14 protein-coding genes and 1 pseudogene are annotated in these 22,827 nt (G+C 67.1%); 11 read left to right on the forward strand and 4 right to left on the reverse strand.

Going from position 1 to position 22,827, the window contains the following annotated elements; genetic code table 11:
- Positions 1-84: 84 nt before the first annotated feature.
- A complete protein-coding gene (locus FHS42_RS22695; RefSeq protein ID WP_184574767.1) occupies positions 85-1,713 on the forward strand; it encodes an Hsp70 family protein in 1,629 nt (542 codons plus the stop codon).
- Between the two features lie 11 nt (positions 1,714-1,724).
- Entirely contained in the window at positions 1,725-2,456 is a 732-nt protein-coding gene (locus FHS42_RS22700; RefSeq protein WP_184574769.1) for a hypothetical protein, read from the forward strand.
- 161 nt (positions 2,457-2,617) lie between these two features.
- Here the strand turns inward: FHS42_RS22700 and FHS42_RS22705 are convergent, their stop codons facing one another.
- Both FHS42_RS22705 and FHS42_RS22710 read right to left on the reverse strand, forming a co-directional pair.
- Positions 2,618-3,082 carry an SPDY domain-containing protein gene (locus FHS42_RS22705; RefSeq protein WP_184574771.1) on the reverse strand — a complete coding sequence of 155 codons (465 nt, stop codon included), beginning with the start codon at positions 3,080-3,082 and terminating at the stop codon, positions 2,618-2,620.
- Between the two features lie 41 nt (positions 3,083-3,123).
- Positions 3,124-3,312 (reverse strand): hypothetical protein, encoded by a 189-nt coding sequence (locus tag FHS42_RS22710; protein WP_184574773.1) that lies wholly within the window; start codon positions 3,310-3,312, stop codon positions 3,124-3,126.
- A gap of 661 nt (positions 3,313-3,973) precedes the next feature.
- On the opposite strand from FHS42_RS22710, the gene FHS42_RS22715 reads away from it, so the two are divergent.
- From FHS42_RS22715 to FHS42_RS22730, 4 genes are all read left to right on the forward strand, one after another.
- Positions 3,974-4,633 (forward strand): tyrosine-type recombinase/integrase, encoded by a 660-nt coding sequence (locus FHS42_RS22715; protein WP_246495221.1) that lies wholly within the window; start codon positions 3,974-3,976, stop codon positions 4,631-4,633.
- Positions 4,634-4,861: 228 nt separating this feature from the next.
- Positions 4,862-5,068 (forward strand): helix-turn-helix domain-containing protein, encoded by a 207-nt coding sequence (locus FHS42_RS22720; RefSeq protein ID WP_184574777.1) that lies wholly within the window; start codon positions 4,862-4,864, stop codon positions 5,066-5,068.
- Positions 5,069-5,134: 66 nt separating this feature from the next.
- Entirely contained in the window at positions 5,135-6,223 is a 1,089-nt protein-coding gene (locus tag FHS42_RS22725) for a tyrosine-type recombinase/integrase (protein WP_184574779.1), read from the forward strand.
- 512 nt (positions 6,224-6,735) lie between these two features.
- Complete coding sequence (locus FHS42_RS22730; protein ID WP_184574781.1) at positions 6,736-8,592, forward strand: hypothetical protein; 1,857 nt, start codon at positions 6,736-6,738, stop codon at positions 8,590-8,592.
- Positions 8,593-8,845: 253 nt separating this feature from the next.
- On the opposite strand, the gene FHS42_RS22735 is transcribed toward FHS42_RS22730, so the two are convergent.
- A complete protein-coding gene (locus FHS42_RS22735; RefSeq protein WP_184574783.1) occupies positions 8,846-9,352 on the reverse strand; it encodes a hypothetical protein in 507 nt (168 codons plus the stop codon).
- Positions 9,353-10,386: 1,034 nt separating this feature from the next.
- Positions 10,387-10,646: pseudogene (locus FHS42_RS37375) on the reverse strand (transposase); the annotation flags it as partial.
- A gap of 287 nt (positions 10,647-10,933) precedes the next feature.
- Here FHS42_RS37375 and pglW point away from each other — a divergent pair.
- The 5 genes from pglW to pglX all read left to right on the forward strand — a co-directional run bounded on the left by pglW (position 10,934) and on the right by pglX (position 22,744).
- Positions 10,934-15,364, forward strand: coding sequence for a BREX system serine/threonine kinase PglW (gene pglW / locus FHS42_RS22745; RefSeq protein WP_184574785.1), 4,431 nt, complete (start codon positions 10,934-10,936; stop codon positions 15,362-15,364).
- Between the two features lie 90 nt (positions 15,365-15,454).
- Positions 15,455-15,943 carry a hypothetical protein gene (locus tag FHS42_RS22750; RefSeq protein ID WP_184574787.1) on the forward strand — a complete coding sequence of 163 codons (489 nt, stop codon included), beginning with the start codon at positions 15,455-15,457 and terminating at the stop codon, positions 15,941-15,943.
- Positions 15,930-17,336, forward strand: coding sequence for a KGGVGR-motif variant AAA ATPase (locus FHS42_RS22755; RefSeq protein WP_184574789.1), 1,407 nt, complete (start codon positions 15,930-15,932; stop codon positions 17,334-17,336). Before FHS42_RS22750 ends, FHS42_RS22755 begins: the two co-directional genes overlap by 14 nt.
- Complete coding sequence (locus FHS42_RS22760; RefSeq protein WP_184574791.1) at positions 17,333-18,799, forward strand: hypothetical protein; 1,467 nt, start codon at positions 17,333-17,335, stop codon at positions 18,797-18,799. The genes FHS42_RS22755 and FHS42_RS22760 overlap by 4 nt, the downstream gene beginning before the upstream one ends.
- 108 nt (positions 18,800-18,907) lie before the next feature.
- Positions 18,908-22,744 (forward strand): BREX-2 system adenine-specific DNA-methyltransferase PglX, encoded by a 3,837-nt coding sequence (gene pglX, locus FHS42_RS22765; protein WP_184574793.1) that lies wholly within the window; start codon positions 18,908-18,910, stop codon positions 22,742-22,744.
- Positions 22,745-22,827 lie beyond the last annotated feature (83 nt).

Consider the following 22,827-nt stretch of genomic DNA (forward strand, 5'->3'; position numbering starts at 1 on the left):
ACAACGGCTTCACCGGAAAACGACGCTCCCGAAACACGAAAGTTCCATTTCTTCAACAGCTGGGAATCGCAGCCGAGTCCCACTGTGAAAAACCTCTCGGCACTCCTCCTGGACGCCAGAGGCGAGATGATCGCTTGGGGCTTCGAGGCTCGCCGGATGTGGCTCACCCAGGGCATGGCCCTGCGCACCGCGGGAGCCAGGTACTACCACGGCTTCAAAATGGACCTCGGCACACTGGAGGAAGCCACCAGGTCGGAGGCGAGCGCAGACCCGGCGGACGACGCCGCCGAGTCCGGACGGACCGACAACGCCTGCGGCGTGAGCTCCCGGGACCTCCTGACCACGAACCTGCTCACGATGCTGCTCCGCCAGGTCGTGCAGACGATGCTTCACCAGATCACCGCGAGCGGCTACGACGAGGACGACATCCGCTGGGTTATCACGGTGCCCGCCTGCTTCACCGACTATCAGAAGGCCATCTACCGCGATGTGATCAAGAACGCCGGGTTGCCCGGCGAAGACGGCCGGGTCCTGCTCTCACTCGAACCCGAAGCCGCAGCCCACTACGCCCGCGTATCCGGAGCACGCACGGGAGACGACGGGCCCCCACTGGTGGCCCCCGGTGCTCGCTTCATGGTTGTCGACTGCGGTGGTGGCACGGTCGACATCACTGCCTACCAGAACGACCAGGACGGCAAGATGATCGAGATCGGGCGCTCCCTGGGTGACCGTCTCGGCTCCGACTTCCTCAACCGGCGTATCGAGAGCGAGTACATTCTCGAAGCTTTCGGCAAGGACGTCATGGAAGGCATCCGCGAAGAGTGCCCCGATGCCCTGCTGCACATGATCGACCAGTGGGAACGAGCCAAGGTAGCAGTGAGGCTCGACCAGGAGGAGAACATCAACCTCCTCATCCCCACCGGGATCGACCGAAAGATGGGAGCAACTGGTCGGCGTCGGCTGGCCCGCCGCCAGAACAAGGTCGATGACGCCCTCGTCTTCACCCCGGCACAACTGCACGCACTCTTCGACACCGTCGTACCGGGGACGCTTGGCCTCATCGAGGCTCAGCTGACCGAGATGGAATCCACGCAAGGCGACCCTGATGTCCCCAACGTGATCGTCCTCGCTGGCGGCTTCAGTAACTCGCCCTACCTCCAACAGGCCATCAAGGAGCGCTTCTCGGCCCGGGCCACGATCGTCGTGCCGCCGAACCCCGACATCGCCGTGCTGGCCGGTGCCGTCCACTTCTGCTACGACCCTCAGATCCGTGCCCGCCGCAGCCGGTTCACCTACGGCATCGACACCGCCATGGCCTTTGAAGAGGGTGTTGACCCCGAATCGTCCCGCGTGAGCGCACCGCACGGGGAGCGTTGCGTGGACCGGTTCAACGTCTTCGCCACAGCCGGGCAGTCAGTGCCGACGGACGCCGAGGTGTGCCACGTGATCTTCCCGATGTTCGACGACCAAAAGAGGATCACGTTTGGTGTCTACGCCACCGGGGATGCCGAGCCCCGATACGTCACCGACGATGGCTGCGACCAGCTGGCCGAGGTCACCATCGATCTCGGCCCGGTCATGCGCTTCGACCGCACGGAGCGCGGAGTGCGGACCTTCATGAAGTTCGGCGAGACCGAAGTCAAGGTACGTGCCGAGCTGGTGCAGGGAGGCGGCGAAGCCGCTACCCAGGTCCGCTTCCACTCCAACTACTGATCTGAGCAGCCATGTTCTTCCTTGAGCCCAGGGAAAAGCCGCAGCAGCCCGCCAGCTGGCGAGAGGACGACGGCGACGTTCAGCTCCCCCCCGTTGCCGTACCAAGCACCGAAGAAGCTCTGGAAGCCGCGCTCCAGAGGATCGGGACGCTGGAGTTCGAGGTGCGGCGTGGAGCAGGCGAGCACCAGCGCATGTGGTCACACATCAGTCGCCTCGAACGGCAGCTCGGCACCCTTCTTGCCTCTCAACTCGACCAACGTGATGACCTCGCGGGAACACAGCACTGCGAGCACCAGGAACTCGCGCGGCAAACCCGGACACTGGTCGAGCAGCAGTTCCAGAACTTCGCCCGTCGGTACAGCGACAGAACCGACCTCGCTCCCCACCGGCCCCGCCGGGAGCGCACCGCCTACCTGATGTCCGTCCTCACCCGACAGCTTCTGGGCAAACGGCCGGCGTCCAGCTGGTCCATCCAGCAGACCCTGCGTCTAACGGAGGAGCCAGCCATCGAGGCGACGATCAACCGGCTGCGCACGGGCTGCGTCGACCTGATGGAGCGCATCGCCCAGGCCGGACTCTCACATGAATGGAACTACGACCACATCGCAGGAAAGCACCTGGACCTCGACAGACAGGAAGCGTGGGGGGCGTGCGACCCCAAAGCACCCGTCTCCTTCCTCGTAGCGCCGGCGTACCTCGTCAACGGACGCTTCTACGGCCGTCAGCTCGTCTACACGGCCTGACACATCGGGGCCCACAGCTGTGGGCCCCGATGTGCATCCTCTCTTGCGGTCGTCACCATTCAGACGGCCGTTACGGCCTCAGGCCCAGCGGGTCCTCCAGGGGAATACGGGGAGAATGGGGTGCAGTGAAGGCGGAGGATGTGGCCTCGCTGCCACCGGCCTCAGGGCCTGGGGGCGTGCGAGCCGGTGGATGGAGGTCTGACGGCGGGCGCCACGAGACCGTCCAGGTCGCGTGTCGGTCGTGCTGGAGGCGGCACCCTTCGTCGGGTGAGTCCAGACTGGGCCTGACTCGGTAGCCGGCGAGGGACAGGACGGCCTTGGTCCGGAGGGGCGGTGGATGCCGTCCAGGTGGTGCTGCCCCAGTCGTGTTCGTCGCCGAGGCTTTTCAGAAGGGTCATGATGATGCCCTCGGGGGTGCCGGCGGTCGCGGTGGCGTGCCAGAGGCGGTCGCCGACAGGTGACTCGTAGGCCGCCACGGTCCAGAGTTCGTCTCGTGGTCCGGCGCCGGGGTGATGGTAGAGCTCCACGCGCAGGACTAGGGACTCGTGGAGGGCGTAGGTGGCTTCTCCGGGCCACTGGTAGTGCTTCTCCCACGACGAGTTCTCGGCGAGGAACTGCTCCAGCACGGTGGCGGGGTCGGCCGGATCAGCCGCCTAGGCCGGTACGCTCACCCATCGGGCAGGGCCGGGGCGTTCGCGGGCCGGGCCGCCAGAGGCTCACGCGTCTGGTCGGCCTCGCGCTCGGTGCCGGTTAGGGGCGCGGGGCCGAGGCGTACGGCTTCGCCGTAGAGCCGCCGGAATTCCGCGATGGCCTCCTTTCGCGCGCCTTCCGCGCTGCCGTAGGAGTAGTTCTCCATGCGGAGGTGGTCTTCGCCGTGGAGGTGGATGCTCTCTCCGGTGGTGTAGGTGCCGACTGCGACGGTGGTGTGCCCGTCGGGGCGTGGATCCGCAGGCGTCCATGGCTGATGGCGTCGTAGATCTGCTGGGCCTGATCGGAGACCATTTGCCGAGGGGCCGTGACGACGCCCTTCGGCGACCGCGCCGGGATCGGCCAGGCCATGGGCCGTACAGTCAGTAGCGTGTTGCGTGCGATGGGGGACGTTCGGCCTTGGCCCGTAGTCGGTGGTGACGCCGCAGCAAATCACGACTTCCGCGCGTCGCCTAGCGGCGACCTCGTACAGGGTGTCGAAGCGCTGTTTGGACGGCGGTCTGTGCCGACCCGATCGCTTAATGGGAAAGAGTAGGCGCTTAGAAGGCGCCTGCTCTATCCTCACGTTTCCTGGTCGCCGAGGTGCGGGTATGGGTGGGTTTGGTCAGATTCGCCGACGGCAGACACATTGGGTCCCATACGGACTGGATTAACTCGGCGAAGGAAGCGAACCTAGAACGGCCTTGGGAAAGCAGAACCTGCTTCCTGTCCATCAGCCGGACCGCGACAGGCGCGTCACGGGCGCAACATAGCCGTCGATCGCCGGTTGGCCAAACCGGCCCTTCTCCAGATCATTGAATGACCAGGGGATGCCGACGCTTCCCGATGTCTCGTGTGAGGAGTTATGTAGCTTGTCGAAGCTGGCAATAGGTGAATCGTCCTTGCTCTCTGCGGACCAAGTTCGCGCCCTTCTGGAGTGGATCCAGGAGCAATCTTCGGGGGCCGTTTTCCCTTTCCTTGCCTTCACGGCGGGCACCGCGCTTTCGCCGGGCGAAGCGGCTTCGGTTCGAGTGCAGGACGTGACGCTCCCGGAAGGGGAGCTCGGGGAGGTGTTGGTCCGTGCCGGCCAGGGCCGGAGGGTTCCTGTCTCCCCTGACATCGTGGGTGTGCTGAGGCGCTGGATCAACGAGGCGGGTTTGGAAGCTGAGGATCTACTGTTCCCGGCCGAGCGGGGTGGGCCGTTGGCGTCCTCCGAGTACAAGAGCGTTTGGAGTCAAGCTCGCCAAGCGGTGTTGAGCTCGGGCGAGGTGCGGGCGCACTTGGGGGAGCGGGTCTCCAGCCTGCGTGACTCCTGTCTAGACCGGTGGCTTGAGGCGGGCGTTCCTGCATGGGGTGTCGCCGAGTGGGGCGGCGTGAGTGCGAGCTGGATTGCGCTGCGGTACCCGCACCGCTTCCGGCTGGAAGACATCGAACTCGACTGGGACCACCTGGAAGAGATCCTGCGTCTCCCGGACGTTCCCGAGCGGTAGTTTCCCATCCCGCGCTCCGACTCACGATCCGAGCGCGGAAGCACCGCATGCATCCCGAACGTCGGCGGCCCACGCCTCATGCGGCCGTGTCACCTGGCTCGGCCCCTCAGCGATCTGGTCCCACTGCCCTGACAGGACCGGGGTTGACCTGCGCCATGGACCGCCGACAGCCCGGCTGAATCCATTCGCCGGCTTGGCCCTTCCCTCTCTGTGTCCGAGGACTCGCGCATGCCTGCCCATTTGCTGTCCATCCCCGCTGTCGCCGCCGCCCTGGATGTCGACCGCCGCACCGTCTACCGCTTCATCGCCGCCGGAGACCTCCCCGTCGTCGATCTACGCACCGGGTCGGAGCGCTCCCGCGTCCGTGTCCCCGCTGCCGGGCTGGAGGAGTTCATCGCCAGGAGGCTGGTTGGTTCTCCGCGCCCCCGTCGGTGATCTCTCACCCCCAATCCAGCCCTCACCGCTTCCGAACAAAGGAGTAGTACCGCGTACCTGCGAAAATTGAAGTCCGGCAAGTGGCAGGCGACCGTTCGCAACCGGGCCGGAGACCGGTTCAGCGAGTCCTTCCCCCTCAAGGCCCAGGCACGGGCCTGGGGTATCGAGCTGGAGACCCAGTTCGCCCGCGGAGGCATGCGCGACCCGCGGGCCGGCGAGATCACGTTCCGGGAGTGGCACGACCGGTGGTGGAACGCCCGCATCGTCGAACCCCACACCCTCCGGGGCGACGGGTCCAGCATCAAAAACCACGTCATGCCCTACTGGGCGGACTGGGAAATGCGGGCCATCACCCGCATGGACGTCCAGAGCTGGATCCGCTCCCTGGTTGAGAAGGGCGCAGGCCCTGCCGCGATCAAGCGGGCCTACAACCTGACGTCGTCCATCATGCGCGCGGCGGTCGACGACGATGTGATCGCGGTGAGCCCGTGCCGCAATATCGATCTGCCACCCATCGCGGTCAAACCGCCGCAGTGGTTCACACCCGACCAGGCGCAGAGCATCCTCGACGGACTCGCCCCCGCCTGGCGGACGATGTGCCTGCTCGGCTTCTACACCGGACTGCGCTGGGGAGAGCTCTCCGGCCTGCACCGCCACCGCATCGACACCCGCCGCTCCCGCCTGTTCGTGGTGGAGGTCAACACCAAGAGCGGCATCAAGGAGTACCCCAAGAGCTCCAAGAGCCGCCGGGAAGTCCCGCTCCCGCCCCACGCCCTGGAGGCCCTCGAACGCCACATCCACCGACTCGATCGCGACGCAGTGGTCTTCACGACCATCACCAAGGGCCGCTCCGGACGCCTACTCGCCGACAGCAACTGGCGCCGGCAGACCTGGTGGCCCGCTGTCGAGGCCGCCTACCACTTCGGCGGCGACGGCGAGTTGCAACTCGTCCCGCACTACCCACCGCACTCCATGCGCCACACCTGCGCCTCGTGGCTGGTCCAAAGGGGAGTCTCGCTCTACGAGGTCCAACACCTCCTCGGCCACGAAAGCTTCCAAACCACCCAGCGCTACGCCCACCTCCAGCCGGACGCCCACAAGGCCGTCCTCGGAGCATGGGAACGCATGGAAACCCCGCTCACCATCGCCGCATGAACGCTTCTTTGCCCTGTCCTGAACGGAAGGGGCAAAGGTGTCTCGCGGCCGAGCAACCCGAGAAGCTTGTGTATCAGCTCCGGGCGGGCCGACCGGGGGTCGCTGTCCCGCCTTCACTGGGCCCTCCTCCATCGCCCTGGTCCGGGTCGGTGCCAAGCTCAAGAACTGCCAGGTCGTGCAGAGAGGAAGACGCGGCCCGATGCCGGGGCCCGGAGTGGCGTAGCGACGGGCAAGTCGACGAACTCGCCGAGGCGGCGCTATAGGGCCCTGGCTTCGTCCGGACCAGCCATCCGGGCGGGTGGTGTGGGCGCGTGGGTGCTCGCGACCGGGCGTACGTGAGCTACGGTATGTCGTGCCTGGCCTCTGACGCGGCCAGTTCTGGATGCTGACCCGACCTTCAAGCATCGGCAGAGAACCCACGTCCGTCGTTCAAATCCTGTTCGTCGCGTTCTATTTCTGTGTTGAAATGCGGCTTCGCCGCCAAGGTCGGGGGCGGCTCGGAGGACCGCATCATGTTCGACATCGATCAGATCAGCAACGCGGCCGCGGAGTTCACCGGCGAGTCCCTGGTGGATGCGCGTCGACGGCTAGGCAACCGCAGCCGGTACGACCACTTGATCCCTGACGCCGACTGGTCGGGCCAGGCGCTGCTGGAGTCCACACTGCTGTCCGCACTGGGCGCGACGACCGGCGGCGACCGTCCGTTCGGGATCCGCGAAGCCAAAATCACTGACCATGGCCTGGACCTACGTGTCGAGCGGGCAGAAGACGTGCGGGTCCTGCTCGGGCTTCTGCCGCTGCGTACGAAGCGGGGGCCGTGGCGGGGCGTGCGCGAACTGACCGCTCAGCCGGTGCGCACCCGACTGCGGTTCGGGCTCCGCGAGTGGGTGTACAACCCGGAGGGGTACGGTCGTAGCCCGGCACCTGGGGTGCGAGTCGCCGGACCGCACGGAGTGGACCTGGAGGTTCTGCTCGCTGCCCATAGGAAGCAGACCGAGTCGGCGGGACACGCCGTGCGCTGGGATCCGCTGGACACTGAACCCCGGCCCAAGCGGCAGGAACCTGTCGCACGAAGCCTGGTGCGGCAACTCGGCGCGTCCTCCGCCATGGGGAGCCGCCTGCTCCGGCGTCCGCGCCTGTGGGACCGCCTAGCCGGCTATGCCGGGGTACACCTGAGCACCCACATCACTGACTACGGGCTCGACTGGATCCTCGAACGCCAGGTCGCCGGGCCGCACCTCGACCACGAACGCCTTCTTGCCGTACTCACCGACCCGGTGGTCGGCTACGGCTTCGCGGCGCTCGACCACGTATGCAGCACCGAGGAGTGCACGATCCGAGCGGCCCACCCGGGACGCTGGAACAGCCGGGGTGTGCTCACCGTGCGCAGCCGCCAGGCGCCGATCACCGCGGAGCCGCCGCGCCCCAGCCTGCCGCTCACAATGCTGGGTGAACGCCGCCGCGTCAGCCGCCCATGCGTACAGCGGCAGTCAGGGCCGGTCGAGACCGACCGCTCCGGTCCAGTCCTGCAGTTGTTGGGCGACGGCGGCCGGGACCAACTCGTATGGGTGGCCGAACGGATCGCGGCGGCCTGGGCGGCCGAGGGCCTGGTTACCGCCGTGGTCGCAGCCCGGGCCCACGAAAGATTCGTCTTCCGGGATCCGAGTCGGCCGGACTGGGCTACCGCGTCAAGCCCCACAGCGGAGGCCGGGTGGCAGAGGCTGCGCGTTGTTTCCCCGCCCGGGCAACTGTGGCTGCGGGAGCCCGCACGGTCCGCGGGACCGGTCGCCTCCGCCGTGGCGGAAGCACGTCGCTTTGCCGACCGGGTCGTGCTGGTCTCCCGGGACTCGGACTATGTCCTGGAGGAAGCGGAGTATGCCCAACTCGCCGATGTCCGCCTCCTGGTACGAGGGGCCAGCCGTTACCAGCGGCACCTCGATCTTCCTCCTTCCTCATGCGGGGCCGCTGGTGCCGTGGCGCTCACCCTGGCCGAGTCCGCCATCGCCTGGCGCCAGAAGAACTGGTCATACGAGACAACGCGTCTCCCCGTGACCGGTCTGCTCCTCCTACCCCGGGCTGATGAGGACGAGGCTCCCGACGAGTTCGATCACGCGGTGGAGGAGCAACTCGCCCGCTACGGCACCCCGGTCCTCGGACGGTTCCCGGATCACGGCCCGATCGTTCGCGGCATGAGTCACAGCACGCACCCTCCGACCGTCCTGGATCCGGAATCGGCTCCGTCAGCGCACGCCCGCATGATGAAAGCCGCCGCTGATCTCGCGCGGCGCCTATGGCCCGAACTGCTCGCTGGCACCAGGGCGACGCCGCCGGACGAGGTGGCAACGGCACCGGTGACACCGACGCCGTAAGCCGCAGAAGCTGCAATCAAGTGAACCCCGGCCTGTAGGCGCCACTTGGGATACCTGCCGCACGTTGGCACGCACAGCTACATGGAGAGGAGCATGCTGTGCCGGCGTGGCAGGACGATCCCGGAGCCAAGCAGTGGCGGCAAGCCGAGGACGCGAAGGACCAACTTCGCCGAGGACGTGCTGTTCGACCCAACGGACTAGTCACCCGCCGACCGACCCGCAGTGGGTCCACTCCAGAGGACCAGCCTCAGTCCTACTGGGATTCCTCGGAACCGTCTTCGCTCGCTCCAGCGATCTTGCCGCCGACGAATACCACGCCCAGCCCGAGGGCGGCTGCACCGGCGGCTGCCACCACCTTCATCCCTACCCCCAGGAACTGCTTGCTCTCGCTGTCCTTCTCGCCTACCCGCTGTACGTTTTGGTCGAGGCGCTCATGGAGGGCCTCCCGTTGCGCCCAGCTGAGGTCGTCCCGACCGAGGTCGGCCTGCAGAGCGTCCCGCTGGTCCTGCGAAGCCTTGTAGAAGTGGTTCTGGCTGTTCTCGTTGGCTACAAGAGTGGACTTGTGGGCCTCTGTGACCGCATCGATGTCGGCCTTGCCCAGGTCCTTGAAGGCGGGGAACTGCTCGATGAGCTTGAGCCGCACCTCGGTGGCCATCTCGGGCATCGCTGCCGCGAACTTGAGCACCTTGTCCTTGGACAGGTTCCGCCAGTTCGGGATACCCAACTTCCGCTTGACCGCAGCTTCGTCCAAGTAGCCCATTCCCTGACTCCGTTCGTCGTCCCGTGAGGCATCCTGGATAGTAGCGGTGCACACCGACAAGCCCCTCTTCCTCGGCCTGCTCGCCATGACACTGTGAGCCGTATTCGGGGGTCAGGTGCCACCCACTGCGCGCCCGTCAACGGCACGACCCGACCGACGGTCGCATGGTCGGGACGGCACGACCGTAGAAAACAGCTCATCTCCGAAGGCCGGTCAAGGTGGAGTACCGGGGCCGGCCCCAGGTCGAATCCGCAGATCTCCATCCCGGCGAACGAGGCATGGTCCCGGTCCAAATGAAGCCGCACGCGAGGCTCCTCGTAGACGAGAATGATCTAGGCAGCGCCCGTTGCACGGCCAGCTCCCCCTTGCCCGTCCACGGGACGGCGACGCCTCGCACCCCCGTCGCCCGGATGGTCTTGAGCCCCACAGCATGTTCGAGTCCAGATGATCAAAGTAGGTGGCGTCGTCCCCGGGCGGCATGCAACAGGCGGGACGAGCCTCCCAGGCCCGGAGCGGCCTCGTCAGCGATTCTCGATCACACACTGCCCCTGTGACGGCGGGACTCTCGTACTCACTGGGCGCACCGACGTGAATCCACCGGCGTGAGACTCCGTACCGGTGGAGGGCTTCGTACGCCGGGGAGCCATGATGCGCCAGAGTTTCGGTGCCGAACCGACGTAGGGCCGTGACGCTCATTTGACGCTCTGGGCGCCCGGCGGCTCTCATCCGGGCCCCAAAAGCATCTCTGACCTGCTGCTTTCCTGCTTGCGTCCAGGCCGACATCTTTCCGATGACGCAGCATGTGGAGTGCGTGGCGGTGCTGGAGCCGGTGAAGAAGAGCGCCTGACCTGCGGGTTCGGGTGGTGTGCGTGATGTGCGGTGTGGGCGTTACGGGCGATGTAATGACGCTCTACGAGGTATCTCGGCGCTCGTTCTGATGAACCGTCAGGTGCATCGCGCAGCTGGTCAGGCGATCTCTTGGCTGTGCAGGTGTAGCAAGTTACCGGAGCATTTCTTGGTGCCGAGCGGTCCTCTCAGCCACATGCCGGTGGTGCCAAGGCGAGGAAGCACTTGGCCGTGCGCTCGTAGCGGCGGTGTAGGCGTCGGTATCCAGCTAGCCAGGACACTGTCCTCTGGACAACCCAGCGATGGCGGCTCAGTCGCTGTGAGGAGTCGATGCCATTGCGGGCGATGCGGTGGTGGACGCCCCGCCTGCCTAGCCATCGGCGCAGGTGGTCGTACTCGTATCCTTGTCGGCGTGGAGCTTGGATGGTCTGCGATGACGCGGGTCGCGAGTCCCCTCGCTCGGAACACCTCCGCTCGCGCGGAGAGGACTTCGAACCGGTACCTGTACGACGCCTAGAAGACTACTGAGAGTCTCAGAGGGAGAGCTGTCAGGTGCTGACTCGCGCTGCGCTGTGCTGGGCATTCTCACGAGGCGTTCGTTCTAATCACGGCATGCGGCCGGCCCCGACTACGATGACTGGCCGGGCGGAGTGAGGGCGCGAGCTGTGCTCTGGCCTCCCACTGTCCGGTGATCTTCATGTCGAAACCCGACGCCCCAGCTCCGGAGGTTTCCCGGTGACGTCAGCTCCGCGGCCGTCCGCGCCCCGTCCCGGCCCACCGACGCGGCGTGAGCGCTGGTTCCAGCCGCGCAAGTCCAGCTACGAGTGGGAGCAGGAAGGGCTGGACCATGTGCGGCGGCTGCTGCCGGACGCCGAGCCGTACCGAGCGTGGGCGACTTTTCAGTTCACCGCTGCCTCCGGACGGGTCAACGAATGCGACCTGCTCATCGCGGCGCCGGGCGGCGTCTACCTGGTGGAGCTGAAGGGGCATCCGGGGCGGATCGTCAATCACGGGGACACCTGGCAGTTTCACGCGGACCGGGTGCGGACCCTGAAGAACCCCCTGCATCTGACCGACATGAAGGCCAAGGAACTCAAGGGGCAGCTGGAACGTGCCGCTCGGGCACGGAAGATCGACCCTCGGCGTATTCCCTTCATCAGACCGGCCGTCTTCCTCCACGATGCCAATCTCGTCAGCGAACTGGACGAAGTGCAGCGCACCGGCGTCTACGGCCGCAACGATGGCGCAAGTGGTCTGCCAAAGGTCTGGGACGACCTCCTCGGGCTGCCGCCGGAGCGGGAAAGCTGGCGCGTTACCCCGAACACGGCTCAGTTGTTCGAAGAGCTGATGAAGCACATCGGCATCAGCCACTCGACCGCACATCTGCGGTTCGGCGACGGCTGGAAGCTCGAACCGCGTCTTCTGGACGCGGGCCCCGGCTGGGAGGACCGGCTGGCGGTACGAGTCGATGGGCTGGTGCAGGAGAACGGCCGGGTCCGTATCTACCTGGCTGGGCAAGCCGCCTCGGAGCAGCAGCGCGAGAAGGTGGACCGTGCGGCCCGCCGCGAGTACCAGGTGCTGCAGGGCATCAATCACCGGGGCATTGTGCAGGCGACGCAGATCCGGGAGCACCAGGGCGGGCCGGCCATCCTCTTCCGGCACCGGGAGACGGACCTGCGGCTCGACGCGTACCTGGACGCGTACGGGGGGCGTCTGACTCCCGTGGTCAGGTTGGACCTCGTGCGTCAGCTGGCAGAGGCCGTGCGATACGCCCACAACCGTTCTCTCTACCACCGGGCATTGTCTGCCCGCTCCGTGTACGTGTCGGCACGTGAGGACGGCACCGATCCCGTCTTGCACATTGCGGATTGGCAGACCGCCGCCCGCGACTTCGAGACCACGATGCACCGGTCACTCGGTGATACCCCGTTGGACTCGGGTCTGATCGCGGACGTTGCCCAGGTGTACCTGGCTCCCGAGACCGATCAGGAATTCGCCGATCCGGTCGATCTTGACGTCTTCGGCGTAGGCAGTCTGGCCTATCTTCTGCTGACCGGACGCCCTCCTGCCGATCGCCGTAGTGCGCTGGTGGACCGGCTGACGACTGACGGCGGTCTCCATCCGTACGCCGTGGCCGACGGCCTCTCCACCGCACTGGACTCGATGGTGTTCCGGGCGACCGCCGCCGACGTGCAGCACCGGTTGGCGTCCGTGGACGTTTTCCTGAGCCTGCTCGACGCCGCGGAGGCCGAGGCCACCCCGCTGGACCGTCCGGGGACCGTTGTCACCGATCCGCTCTCGGTACAGCCGGGCCAGCCGCTGGACGACACCTGGACCGTGACACGTGTCCTCGGCACCGGAGCCACCGCCCGTGCAGTGTTGGTCCGCCGTACGGTGACCGCCGAGGCCCCTGCGGGTGATCAGGACTCCCCCCGGGTTTTCAAGATCGCTCTGGATCAGGAGAAGGACGCACGCCTGTACGCCGAGGCCAAGGCGCTCCAGGAGGTGGGTGGCGGGCGCATCGTGAAGTTGCTCGCCCCGCCGCGGGAGATCGGCCCGCGGACCGTGCTGGAGATCGAGTTCGCGGGCGGGTTCCGCGCCGCTGCGGACCGGGAAGCGGTGAGTCTGGGGTCACGGCTGCGGGGCGAGGGGCGGCTGAGTTACTACCAGTTGGAGCGGTTCGGCAACGACCTCTTCGACGCCCTCGACAGTCTGGCCGCGCGCGGGGTCCGTCATCGCGATATCAAACCGGACAACCTCGGTCTATTCAAGCGCAACGACGGCTCGTGGCAGTTGATGCTGTTCGACTTCTCGCTGGCCGACGCCCCCGATCAGGATTTGCACGCCGGTACCCGCGGCTACCTCGATCCGTTCCTCGGTGGCGGCAGCCGGGCCAGGTACGACGATCACGCCGAGTGGTACGCCGCTGCCGTAACCCTGCACGAGATGGCCTCGGGAGTGCGTCCGACCTGGGGGGACGGGCAGAGCTCTCCGCTGACCGTGCCCACCGCCGATCTCTACGTCGCCCGTGAGCTGTTCGAACCAGCCCTCAGCGAGGGCCTCACCCGGTTCTTCGAACGGGCTCTGCACCGTGATGTGGAGCAGCGGTTCGACAGCCTGCGCGATGTGCAGGAGGGCTGGCGTCAGGTCTTCCGCCAGGCGGACTCGACGCCGCCTGCGACCACGCCCGCCACCCTTGGCGCCCAGGGCGAGGATGTCGAGGACATCCGCGAACAGGCCGCGGCTGCGGCCACCTTGAAGACCCCCCTGGACGCGGCGGGTCTCTCGCCACGCGCGGTGTCCGTGGCAGCCTCACTCGGTGCCGCCACCGTGGGCTCTCTGCTCGATATCGCGCCGCACACCATTTCCCGTGCGCGTGGGGCGGGCAATGTGATCCGCAAGGAACTCAACCGACGCCACCGGCAGTGGACCCAGGACTTGCGGAGGCGACCGACGACCACGGCACCCGTGCCGTTGCCCCCGGACTCCCCAGAGGAGACCCTGGAGTCCGTTGACACTCTGGCGTCCCGTCTGACCCCTCAGGAAACCGGCCGTCGGGCGAAGAAACCCCGCCCCGACGTCGTGTCGGCCACCCTCCAGTTGCCCGGGTCCGTGCAACTGGAGATCTGGCCCGCGCAGTCCGCCGTCGCCAAGGCCCTGGGGATCAGCCAGCCGACCGTTTCCCAGCACCTGGTCGCCGCGACCGACCAGTGGGCCGCCCAGCCGTGGGTGCGCCGAGTCCGCAACGAACTGGTGGCCCTCCTTCAGGAGCAGGGGCGGGTAGCGACTGCCGCTGAGCTCGCGGCCGAGCTGCGCGTCCGGCACGGTGCGGGTGCGGGTGCGAATCCCGCCGAGACGTTGGGCAAGGCTCTCGCCGTCGTACGCGCGGCGGCCGACACCGAGGCCCGGAAGCGCCCGGAGGCCACGCGCGACGCCGACAGCGACACGGAGCCCGCTGTCCGGCTCGCCGTTCTGCGGCGCGGTGGTCACGTCGTGCTCGCGCTGGAGGACCAGCCCGGAGCCGATGACCCCACCCCCGCCGAACTCGCGGATTACGCCGCCCGGCTCGGCGAGTTGGCGACCGATATCGCCGCACGGGACCCGCTGCCCGGCCGGGCCACGGTGCTGCGCGAGCTGCGATCCGTGCCGGCGCCCGAGGGCATGGTGCCGGTCGCTGATACCCGGCTCGTGGAGCTGGCCGCATCCATGGCGGTCCGGGTCGGGTCTTCTCCGCGCCTTGAGCTCTTCCCGCTGGACCTCGGTCTGTCGCGTGCTCTGTTGATCTCCCAGGCCCCGGCCGGGGTGCGGCCTGATGCGGGCATAAGCACCGACGAGTTGCTCGTCCGGGTACGGGCCCGTTTCCCCGGGCTAACCGCGCTCAACGGCATCACGTATATCGAGGTGTCCGAGGCCCTCGCCGAGGCCGACTTCCCACTTGAGTACGACCAAAACCGCAAGCGGTTCCTGCCGCGGGTACCCGAAGCGGGCAGTACGGGGCTCGCGCTCAGTGCCTCCGCGCTGACCAGCACGGGCAGTCTGATCGCCGCCGCCCAGCGCGATCTCGCCCAGGGCCTAGATCCGCGCGAGGTGCTCGCCGCCCGCCTGACGGCGGCGCGGCGCCGGGGCGGATTCGTCGCCCTCACGCTCAAGGGGTCCGAGTTGCCCGGCCTCGCCGCGAGTTTGGCCGGCCGCTTCGGCGTTATCCAGGTTTCGCTCGGCGACCTTTTCCTGGCCACGCTCCGCGACCTGGCCGAGGAACAGGGGGTGCAGTGGCAGGCACTGCTCAAGGCTGACGCGAAGTTCTCCGTTTCGGGCTCGCTCGGTGCTGGGCTCGCTTCCTATACCCGGCTCGCCGCAGAGCGTGTCACCGCGCAGGTCGTCGCCCTGGCCGAACAGGCGGGACCGCGCACGGTAGTCCTGGCACACGAGGGCGCGTTGATCGCCCGCTACTGGGAGGCCGGCGGACGGGAACTCCTGGTCACGTTGCAGGAGGCCGCGCGTCGTCCCGCCGACGTTCCGCACGGGCTGTGGCTCCTGGTTCCCATGGAGGACCCTCGGGCGACACCGGCGTTGGAGGGCCGGACGGTGGATGTGGTGGACCGGGTCAGTGAGTGGGTGGTCCTGGAAGGACTGTTCCTGAAAAAGCTGCAGACGGCGGGTCGGTGACGGAGTGCGGACGGGGGCAGGACTGCTGGGTTGTCCTGCCCTACGCTCCCTGGCCGACAAGCGCCTCCTATGATCCGCAGTGTGCCCGAGATGACGACCGAGGATCACTACGCCAGCGCCGCACGACGTCATTACGACGACGCCCGGTATCTCTGCAAACGCGAGCGCTGGCCGAACGCCGACCACCATCTCGGCTTCGCGGCGGAATGCGCTTTGAAGAGCCTGTTGCTGCGCTTCACCGAAGCGAGCATGGGGCCGAAACCGCCCAAGGGGAAGCAGTCGAACAAACCCTGGATACCCAAGTCGACGGGTGGAGTACAGGAGTACGGGCACCTCCCGTGGTCCGAGACAGAGTTAGCGGTTCTCGCCACCGGACCCCTGGGGCAGCACCTGCTGACCGCTCTCGGCGATCAGCTGTCCGCCTTCGCCGACTGGACGGAGCAGGACCGCTACCACCATTGCGACCACATCACCCTGGAGACCGTCACCGCGCTGCACGACGCCACCCAGTTCATCCTCGCCCTGCACGAGTCCGCCCGGATCACCGGAACTCTGGAAGTCTTCCATGACCGCCCCTGACGCCCCCGGCCGCGCCCCGGTCCGCTTCGACGAAGCTCGCCCCCGCGCCCTCGCATTGGCCCGCTCCACGGCCGACGAGGGATTCGATGTCCTGCTTGTCCGGGATGTCCTTGGCCGGTTCACCTTGATCGTCGACGACCGCCGACGGCCGGTGGACGACGAGACGCACGAGCGCTGGCACGCCGAGCTGACCGGCCGGCTGGGCGCATACGTCACCTCCCAGCCGCTCACCCTGGCCTCCACGATGTTCGCCGCCGACACCTTGCTGGCTTCGCCGCGTGCCGTTCCCGACGCGCTGCGTCCGCCTGGCGGCGAGGGGAGGGTCCGGCTCCTGGACAACACCGTGGTGGGCGAGGACTGGGCGAAGGTGTCCGCCCCGGACGGCGAGCCTTCCGGTTCCCGTCCCTATCGCACAGCCATGTATGGGTTTAAGGGCGGCGTGGGGCGTACCACGGCGACCGCGATGCTGGCCCGTCACCTGGCCGACCACGGTCTCGTGGTCCTCGTGGTGGACCTCGACCTGGAATCCCCGGGTGTGGGCCCCCTGCTTCTGGCCGACGACCAACTTCCGGTGTACGGGCTCGTGGATCACCTGGTGGAGTCGGCCGTCTCCGACCCGGGCGGCCTCGATCTGGTGGCCAACAGCAACTACAAGGCGCGGGACAATCTCGGTGAGCTGTGGGTGGCCCCGGCCCGTGGCCGGGGAACCGACGATGTCCCGTACAGCTATGTCGACAAACTGAATCGTGTGTACGCCGACATCCCGGGCGCGTCCTTCGCTGATCGGCTGCGACGTTCCGTGGAAGCCTGTGAAGAGGCGGTGGCCCGCGGTGATAGCGAGCGGCACCCGGATGTCGTCCTGCTCGACAGCCGGGCCGGCATCCACGACGTGGCCGCCGTCACCATCTCGCGGCTGTGCGATCTGGCGCTGCTCTTCGGCGCGGACAACTCCCAGACGTGGACGGGCTACCGGGATCTGTTCACTGCCTGGCAGTCCTCGGGACAGGCGGAGCGAATCCGCGAGCGGCTGAAGATGGTCGCCTCGATGGTGCCGGACTCCGCACACCACTCCATGGACGTCTACCTCCAGTCGTTCCGCGGTCACGCCTTCGAGCACTTCAGCGCGACGCTGTACGACGAGCGTCCTGCGGACGACACCGTCTCCTCCGATGTCTTCGCACCGTCGGAGAAGAACAAAACGGCTCCGCACTACGCAATCCCCATCCTCTTCGAACCTGGCCTGGTCAGCATGGACGCGCTCAAATCCCCCTCGTGGCAGGATCGCGCCTTCGTACAGGCCGCCTACCGCGACTTTCTGAGGGCCGCGACGCCCCTGGTCACGGACGGCCTCGTCGGCACCGCCGACTCCGAGGACGAGGGGGCCGCACCGTGACCGATGCGATCCGGGCGGGGGAGTACCGCGAACTGCTGTCCGAAGCGCTGGACGAGGCTGCGGACGCCGACACTCGCCTACCGAACTCGCACACCCTGTTCATGCCGGACTCGCACCGCACGGCTCTCTACGTCGACAACACCGTTGTGCTTGGTGGCCGTGGTGTGGGAAAGACCTTCTGGTACCGCTCGCTCCTCGACGACGGGCTGCGCGCGTACGCCGCCGAGGAATACCGGATCAACCGTCTGAACCGCCTGACCGTCTCACCAGGGCACGGTACGGACATGGATGTGGCCCGCTATCCCAGCCGGATGCTCCTGAGCCGACTGATCGACGACGGCACCGACCCGTACACGCTTTGGTACGCGGTCCTGCTCACCACTCTCGGCCAGCCGGAGGTGTGCGCACTGGCCGAATGGCGCGACCGGGCCGCCTGGGTGCACAGCCATCCCGGTCCCGCGCAACTCGCAGTGGAACAGGCCGACCGGGAGGCGCACGGGGAGAACACCGTCCGGCTGCTGCTGTTCGACGCCCTGGAACATCTGCATCAACTGCCCGCCGAACGGGACCGAATGGTCGGCGCGCTGCTGCGACTCGCCTTGGAAATGCGGCTCGGCACTCGGAGCATCCGGTTCAAGGTATTCCTACGGCTCGACATGTTCCGCAACGCGGCGGTGCATTTCCCCGACGCCTCAAAGCTGACCGGGACCGCCACCGACCTGCCCTGGACTCCGGTCAATTTGTACGGGCTTCTCTTCCACACCCTCGGCAACCAGGACACCGAGATCGCGCACCGCTTCCGCCGCCTCACCGGCGGCTGGCAGTCCGCCGCCGACGGCGTCCGGTACGCTCCACCGTCCGGCCTCAGGGGCGACAAGAAGGTACAGGCCGAGCACTTCACCCAGATCGCCGGGCCGTACATGGGCAGCAATTTCCGCAAGGGCACCACTTACAGCTGGCTGCCCAACCACCTCATGGACGGCAACGAGGTGATCAGCCCCCGCAGTTTCCTCAAGACCCTCGCTACCGCGGCCACCGTGACCCGCGACGAGTACGCCACTCACTCCTGGGCACTGCACCACGAGGCGATCCGACAGGGGGTCCAAAAGGCGTCGGAAGTGCGTGTGCGAGAGGCCGCCGAGGACATCCCCTGGGCCGGGAGGGCGGTGACCTTCCTCGAAGGACGGCAGGTGCCCATCGAGCGGGAACAGGTCCGCTACCACTGGAAGAGGGCTGGACTACCGGACCTGCTGCGCGAGGACATGGCCCGCTTCACCACCGCCGGTGACCAGCAAAAGCCGCGCACTGGCCCGCGCGATCCCGACGACCTCGACGGGCTCATCGACGACCTGGTCACCCTCGGCGTGATGACCAAGCGCAGCGACGATCGCCTCGACATCCCCGATATCTTCCGCATCCATCTGCGCATCGGCCGCCTGGGCGGGGTACGCAAAGCGTCTTGAGACGGCTCGGGCCGATGTCCGGTTCGCCTGCTGGCAGGATGGGGGAAGCCGACGCCGTGAGAGCGACACGGCAGACGTCTCCCGAACCGAAGGAACGAGGTCCCGCAGGTGTCGTCCGAGGATGTCCGCACGTCAGACACATCGCTGGATCACGAAGCGCTTCTCAAGGACCTACAGAAGCAGATCTCCCTCCTTCAGGACGACCTGCGCGAGCGCGCGTCAGCTGAGGCGGAGTTCGCAACGGCGTTGCGGGCCGAGTACGACGAAGCGGTCGAGTCCGAGCGGACGACGGGCGCCATGTACGAGACATGGCTGGAGGACCGGGTGGTCCAGGTCGCCGCGGCCTGGATTCTTTCCTGCGTCTTCGTCCGGTTTAGTGAGGACAACGGGCTGATCCCCGACGCCCTGCTCTCCGGCCCCGGAGACCGCCTCGCCGAGGCCCAGGACCACCACGACGCGTACTTCCGGACCAATCCCCAGCACAACGACCGCGACTGGTTGCTGCACGCCTTCACCACGCTCGCCGACGCCCACCCCACTGCGGCCGGTCTCTTTGCCCGGGCACACAATCCGCTGTGGGAGATCACCCCGTCCTACGGGGCCGCCACCCGCCTGCTCGCCTTCTGGCGCGAGCGCGGCGCCGACGGCACGATCCGCTACGACTTCAGCAGCGGCGATCTCGACACCCGGTTCCTCGGCGACCTGTACCAGCACCTGTCGGAGCACGCCCGCAAGACGTACGCGCTGCTGCAAACCCCCGAATTCGTCGAGGAGTTCATCCTCGACCTCACTCTGGAACCGGCTGTCGAAGAGTTCGGACTCGCCCCGGCGTGGAAGCACCGGCCGACTGGCTGGACCGGGGAACTGCACGGAGACGGCGCGGACGCAGAGGTACGGGGCCTGCGCTGCATCGACCCGGCCTGCGGGTCCGGACACTTCCTGCTCGGCCTCTTCCACCGGCTCCTCGCCAAGTGGCGGGACGAGGAGCCCGGCACCGAAGACATGCTGCTCATCCGGCGCTCCCTGGAGTCCGTCCACGGCGCGGACAAGAACCCGTTCGCCGCTTCCATCGCCCGCTTCCGGCTGCTCGCCGCCGCATTGCAGGAGTGCGGGGTACGGGGCCTGCGCGGGGCGCCGAAGCTGCCGATCCGGGTGGCGGTCGGCGACTCGCTGCTGCACGGGCGGGACGCCGGACAAGAGGCGGACGCGACGCTGGACGACGCGGAGCGGGGCGAGGTCTTCACCTACCGGACCGAGGACATCAAGGAGTACCAGGCCGAGGTCGATCTGCTCGGCCGGGGCTCGTACCACGTGGTCGTGGCGAATCCGCCGTACATCACGGTCAAGGACAAGCAGGAAAACCAGAACTATCGGAACGTGTACTGGGCCTGTTCCGGAAAGTACGCACTGTCCGTCCCGTTCGCGCAACGCATCTTCGAGCTGGCGCAGCGGGCCAGCGGCAGCGGGCGGGACGGCGGATTCACCGGACAGATCACGGCGAACTCCTTCATGAAGCGGGAATTCGGAAAGGTCTTGATCGAATCGTACTTCCATGGGGGTACGTACAAGGACCCGAAGACCAAGCACAAGCGGGACTTCCCGGGGGTCGAGCTCTCCCACATCATCGACACGTCCGGCGCGTACATCCCGGGACACGGGACGCCGACGGTCATCCTGGCCGGCCGGAACCAGTTCGCGCGGCAGGGAAAGTCGATTCGAGCGGTCCTCGGGGTGCGAGGGGAAGCGAGTATTCCGGAGGATGGGGCGCTGGGGCCGGTCTGGGTTTCCATTACGGAGCAGGTGGGGAAGCCGGGGAGCGAGTCGGAGTGGGTGAGTGTTGAGGATGCAAGGCGAGGGCGTTTCGCTCCGTTTCCCTGGTCGCTGAGCGGTGGTGGTGCGGGCGGCTTGCTGAAGCGCATCGAAGATGCAGCAACATCGAAACTCGACGATGAAGCAGAATCTCTTGGCATTACCTGTTTCACTCTTGAAGACGACCTCTTCCTACTGCCCGCAAGAGCGACGCGAACTGCGCATCTTCCCGCTGAACAAATCCGCCCGATGGTCACTGGTGACTTTTTGCGCGACTGGGCTGGGAACGGGTATGGCCACGCCGTTTTCCCATACAACTCTTCATTCGAACCAATTGACGTGGAAAACGTCATGCCACTACACAAATATATGTGGCCGAGCCGCACCTCAATCTCGAACAATATTCTCTTCGGCAGGAAGACCAAAGTTGAAGGTGGGCTCAAATGGTCAGAATATGGCCGCCTCACAAGGGGCAAGTTCAAGACTCCTCTGTCGATCACCTTCTCCTTCGTCGCCACCCACAACCACTTCGTCCTGGACCGAGGCGGGAAGGTATTCAATCGTTCCGCCCCCGTGATCAAGCTGCCCGAGGGGGCGAGTGAGGACCGGCATCTGGAATTGCTGGGGGTGCTGAATTCTTCGGCGGCTTGTTTCTGGCTGAAGCAGGTGAGCCATGACAAGGGAATCCGCGGCGAAGGCGGCGGATTCACCAGTGACGATTGGGAACGGTTCTACGAATTCACCGGCACCAAGCTCCAGGAATTCCCCCTCCCCGCCACCCTCCCCCTCGCCCACCCCCGCACCCTCGACACCCTCGCCCAACTGTTCGCCACCCACGAGCCCTCAGCCCTCGCCGCCATCAGCGGCACGCCCCCGACCCGCGCCGCCCTCGACGCCGCCAGTGCCGCCCAGGACGCCATCCGTGCCCGCATGATCTTGCTCCAGGAGGAGCTGGACTGGTTCGTGTACGGGTCCTACGGGTTGCTCTCGCCAGCCGAGGTTGCCCGCACCACGCTTCCCGGAGACCTGGCGGCCGAGTCGGCGAAGTTCGCCGATCTGACCGCCGCGCTTACCGACGCTCCCTGCGACCTCGCCCTTGGCCAGCGCGCCTTCGAGATCGCGCTCGCCCGCCGTGTCCGCGACGAGGGTGCCGAGACGGCGTGGTTCGATCGGCACGAGTCAGAGCCGGCGTACGAGGTCCCTGACGTCTGGCCGGAGACGTACAAGAAGATCGTCCAGGCGCGCCTCGATCTGATCGAGGCGAACAAGGACATCCGGCTCCTGGAGCGTCCGGAGTACAAGCGGCGCTGGTCCCTGGAGCAGTGGGCGAAGCGGGAGGCCACCGCCGTACGCTCCTGGCTGCTCGATGCCGCAGAGCGCGAGGAGCTGTGGTTCGAGGAGCGGAACGGATACGACGCGCCGCGTGCCCTCACTGTGAACCGACTCGCGGACGCCCTCCGTGGCGACGAGGACGTCCAGGCGGTCGCCGCGCTGTACGCCGCCGACCACCTCGGCGACCGCGATGCCTCGCTGGCCGCCGTCCTGAAGGCCGCCGTGGAGGCCGAGCACGTGCCCTACCTGGCCGCTCTGCGCTACAAGGATCCCGGTCTACGCAAGCGCGAACAGTGGGAACAGGTGTGGCGGCTCCAGCGGGAGGAGGACCGGACCGGGGAACACAAGGGCATCACGCCACCGCCGAAGTACAGTGGCGCGGACTTCCTCAAGCACTCTTACTGGTCGAACCGCGGCAAGCTCGACGTGCCCAAGGAGCGATTCGTCTCCTACCCAGGGGCGTCCACTGACACCGATCCCTCGCTGCTGCTCGGCTGGGCGGGCTGGAACCACCGCGAGCAGGCCGAGGCCCTGGTCAACCTGGTCCAGGACCGTGACAGCCAGGATGGCTGGCCGGTCGGGGACCCCCGCTATGTGCCGCTCCTGGCTGGCCTGCGGGAGCTCATGCCGTGGGTGGAACAGTGGTACGACGCGCACGACGAGGAGTGGGACGGCAATCCGGCCGAGGAATTCCGAACCGCCCTGGAGACCGGCCGCGCTAACCGCCACCTCTCAGATGCGGACCTGGCCGCGTGGAGGCCGGAGAAGAAGCGCAGGGCCCGTGGCGGGGCTACCGACAGCTGATCTCGTCACCCGCCCACACCCATCTCGCTGAGCTGGCAGGATAGAAGGGTTGTGACCGGCCCGGACGGCTGGTGGTGCACAGC

Origin of the sequence: Streptomyces zagrosensis (genome assembly GCF_014203645.1) — a bacterium.
Classification (GTDB): domain Bacteria; phylum Actinomycetota; class Actinomycetes; order Streptomycetales; family Streptomycetaceae; genus Streptomyces; species Streptomyces zagrosensis.

Coding starts and splice junctions, on each gene's coding strand:
- FHS42_RS22700 (WP_184574769.1), top strand. CDS start 1,725: ATGTTCTTCCTTGAGCCCAGGGAAAAGCCGCAGCAGCCCGCCAGCTGG.
- FHS42_RS22710 (WP_184574773.1), bottom strand. CDS start 3,312: ATGGAGAACTACTCCTACGGCAGCGCGGAAGGCGCGCGAAAGGAGGCC.
- FHS42_RS22715 (WP_246495221.1), top strand. CDS start 3,974: ATGCCGACGCTTCCCGATGTCTCGTGTGAGGAGTTATGTAGCTTGTCG.
- FHS42_RS22720 (WP_184574777.1), top strand. CDS start 4,862: ATGCCTGCCCATTTGCTGTCCATCCCCGCTGTCGCCGCCGCCCTGGAT.
- FHS42_RS22730 (WP_184574781.1), top strand. CDS start 6,736: ATGTTCGACATCGATCAGATCAGCAACGCGGCCGCGGAGTTCACCGGC.
- FHS42_RS22735 (WP_184574783.1), bottom strand. CDS start 9,352: ATGGGCTACTTGGACGAAGCTGCGGTCAAGCGGAAGTTGGGTATCCCG.
- FHS42_RS22750 (WP_184574787.1), top strand. CDS start 15,455: ATGACGACCGAGGATCACTACGCCAGCGCCGCACGACGTCATTACGAC.
- FHS42_RS22755 (WP_184574789.1), top strand. CDS start 15,930: ATGACCGCCCCTGACGCCCCCGGCCGCGCCCCGGTCCGCTTCGACGAA.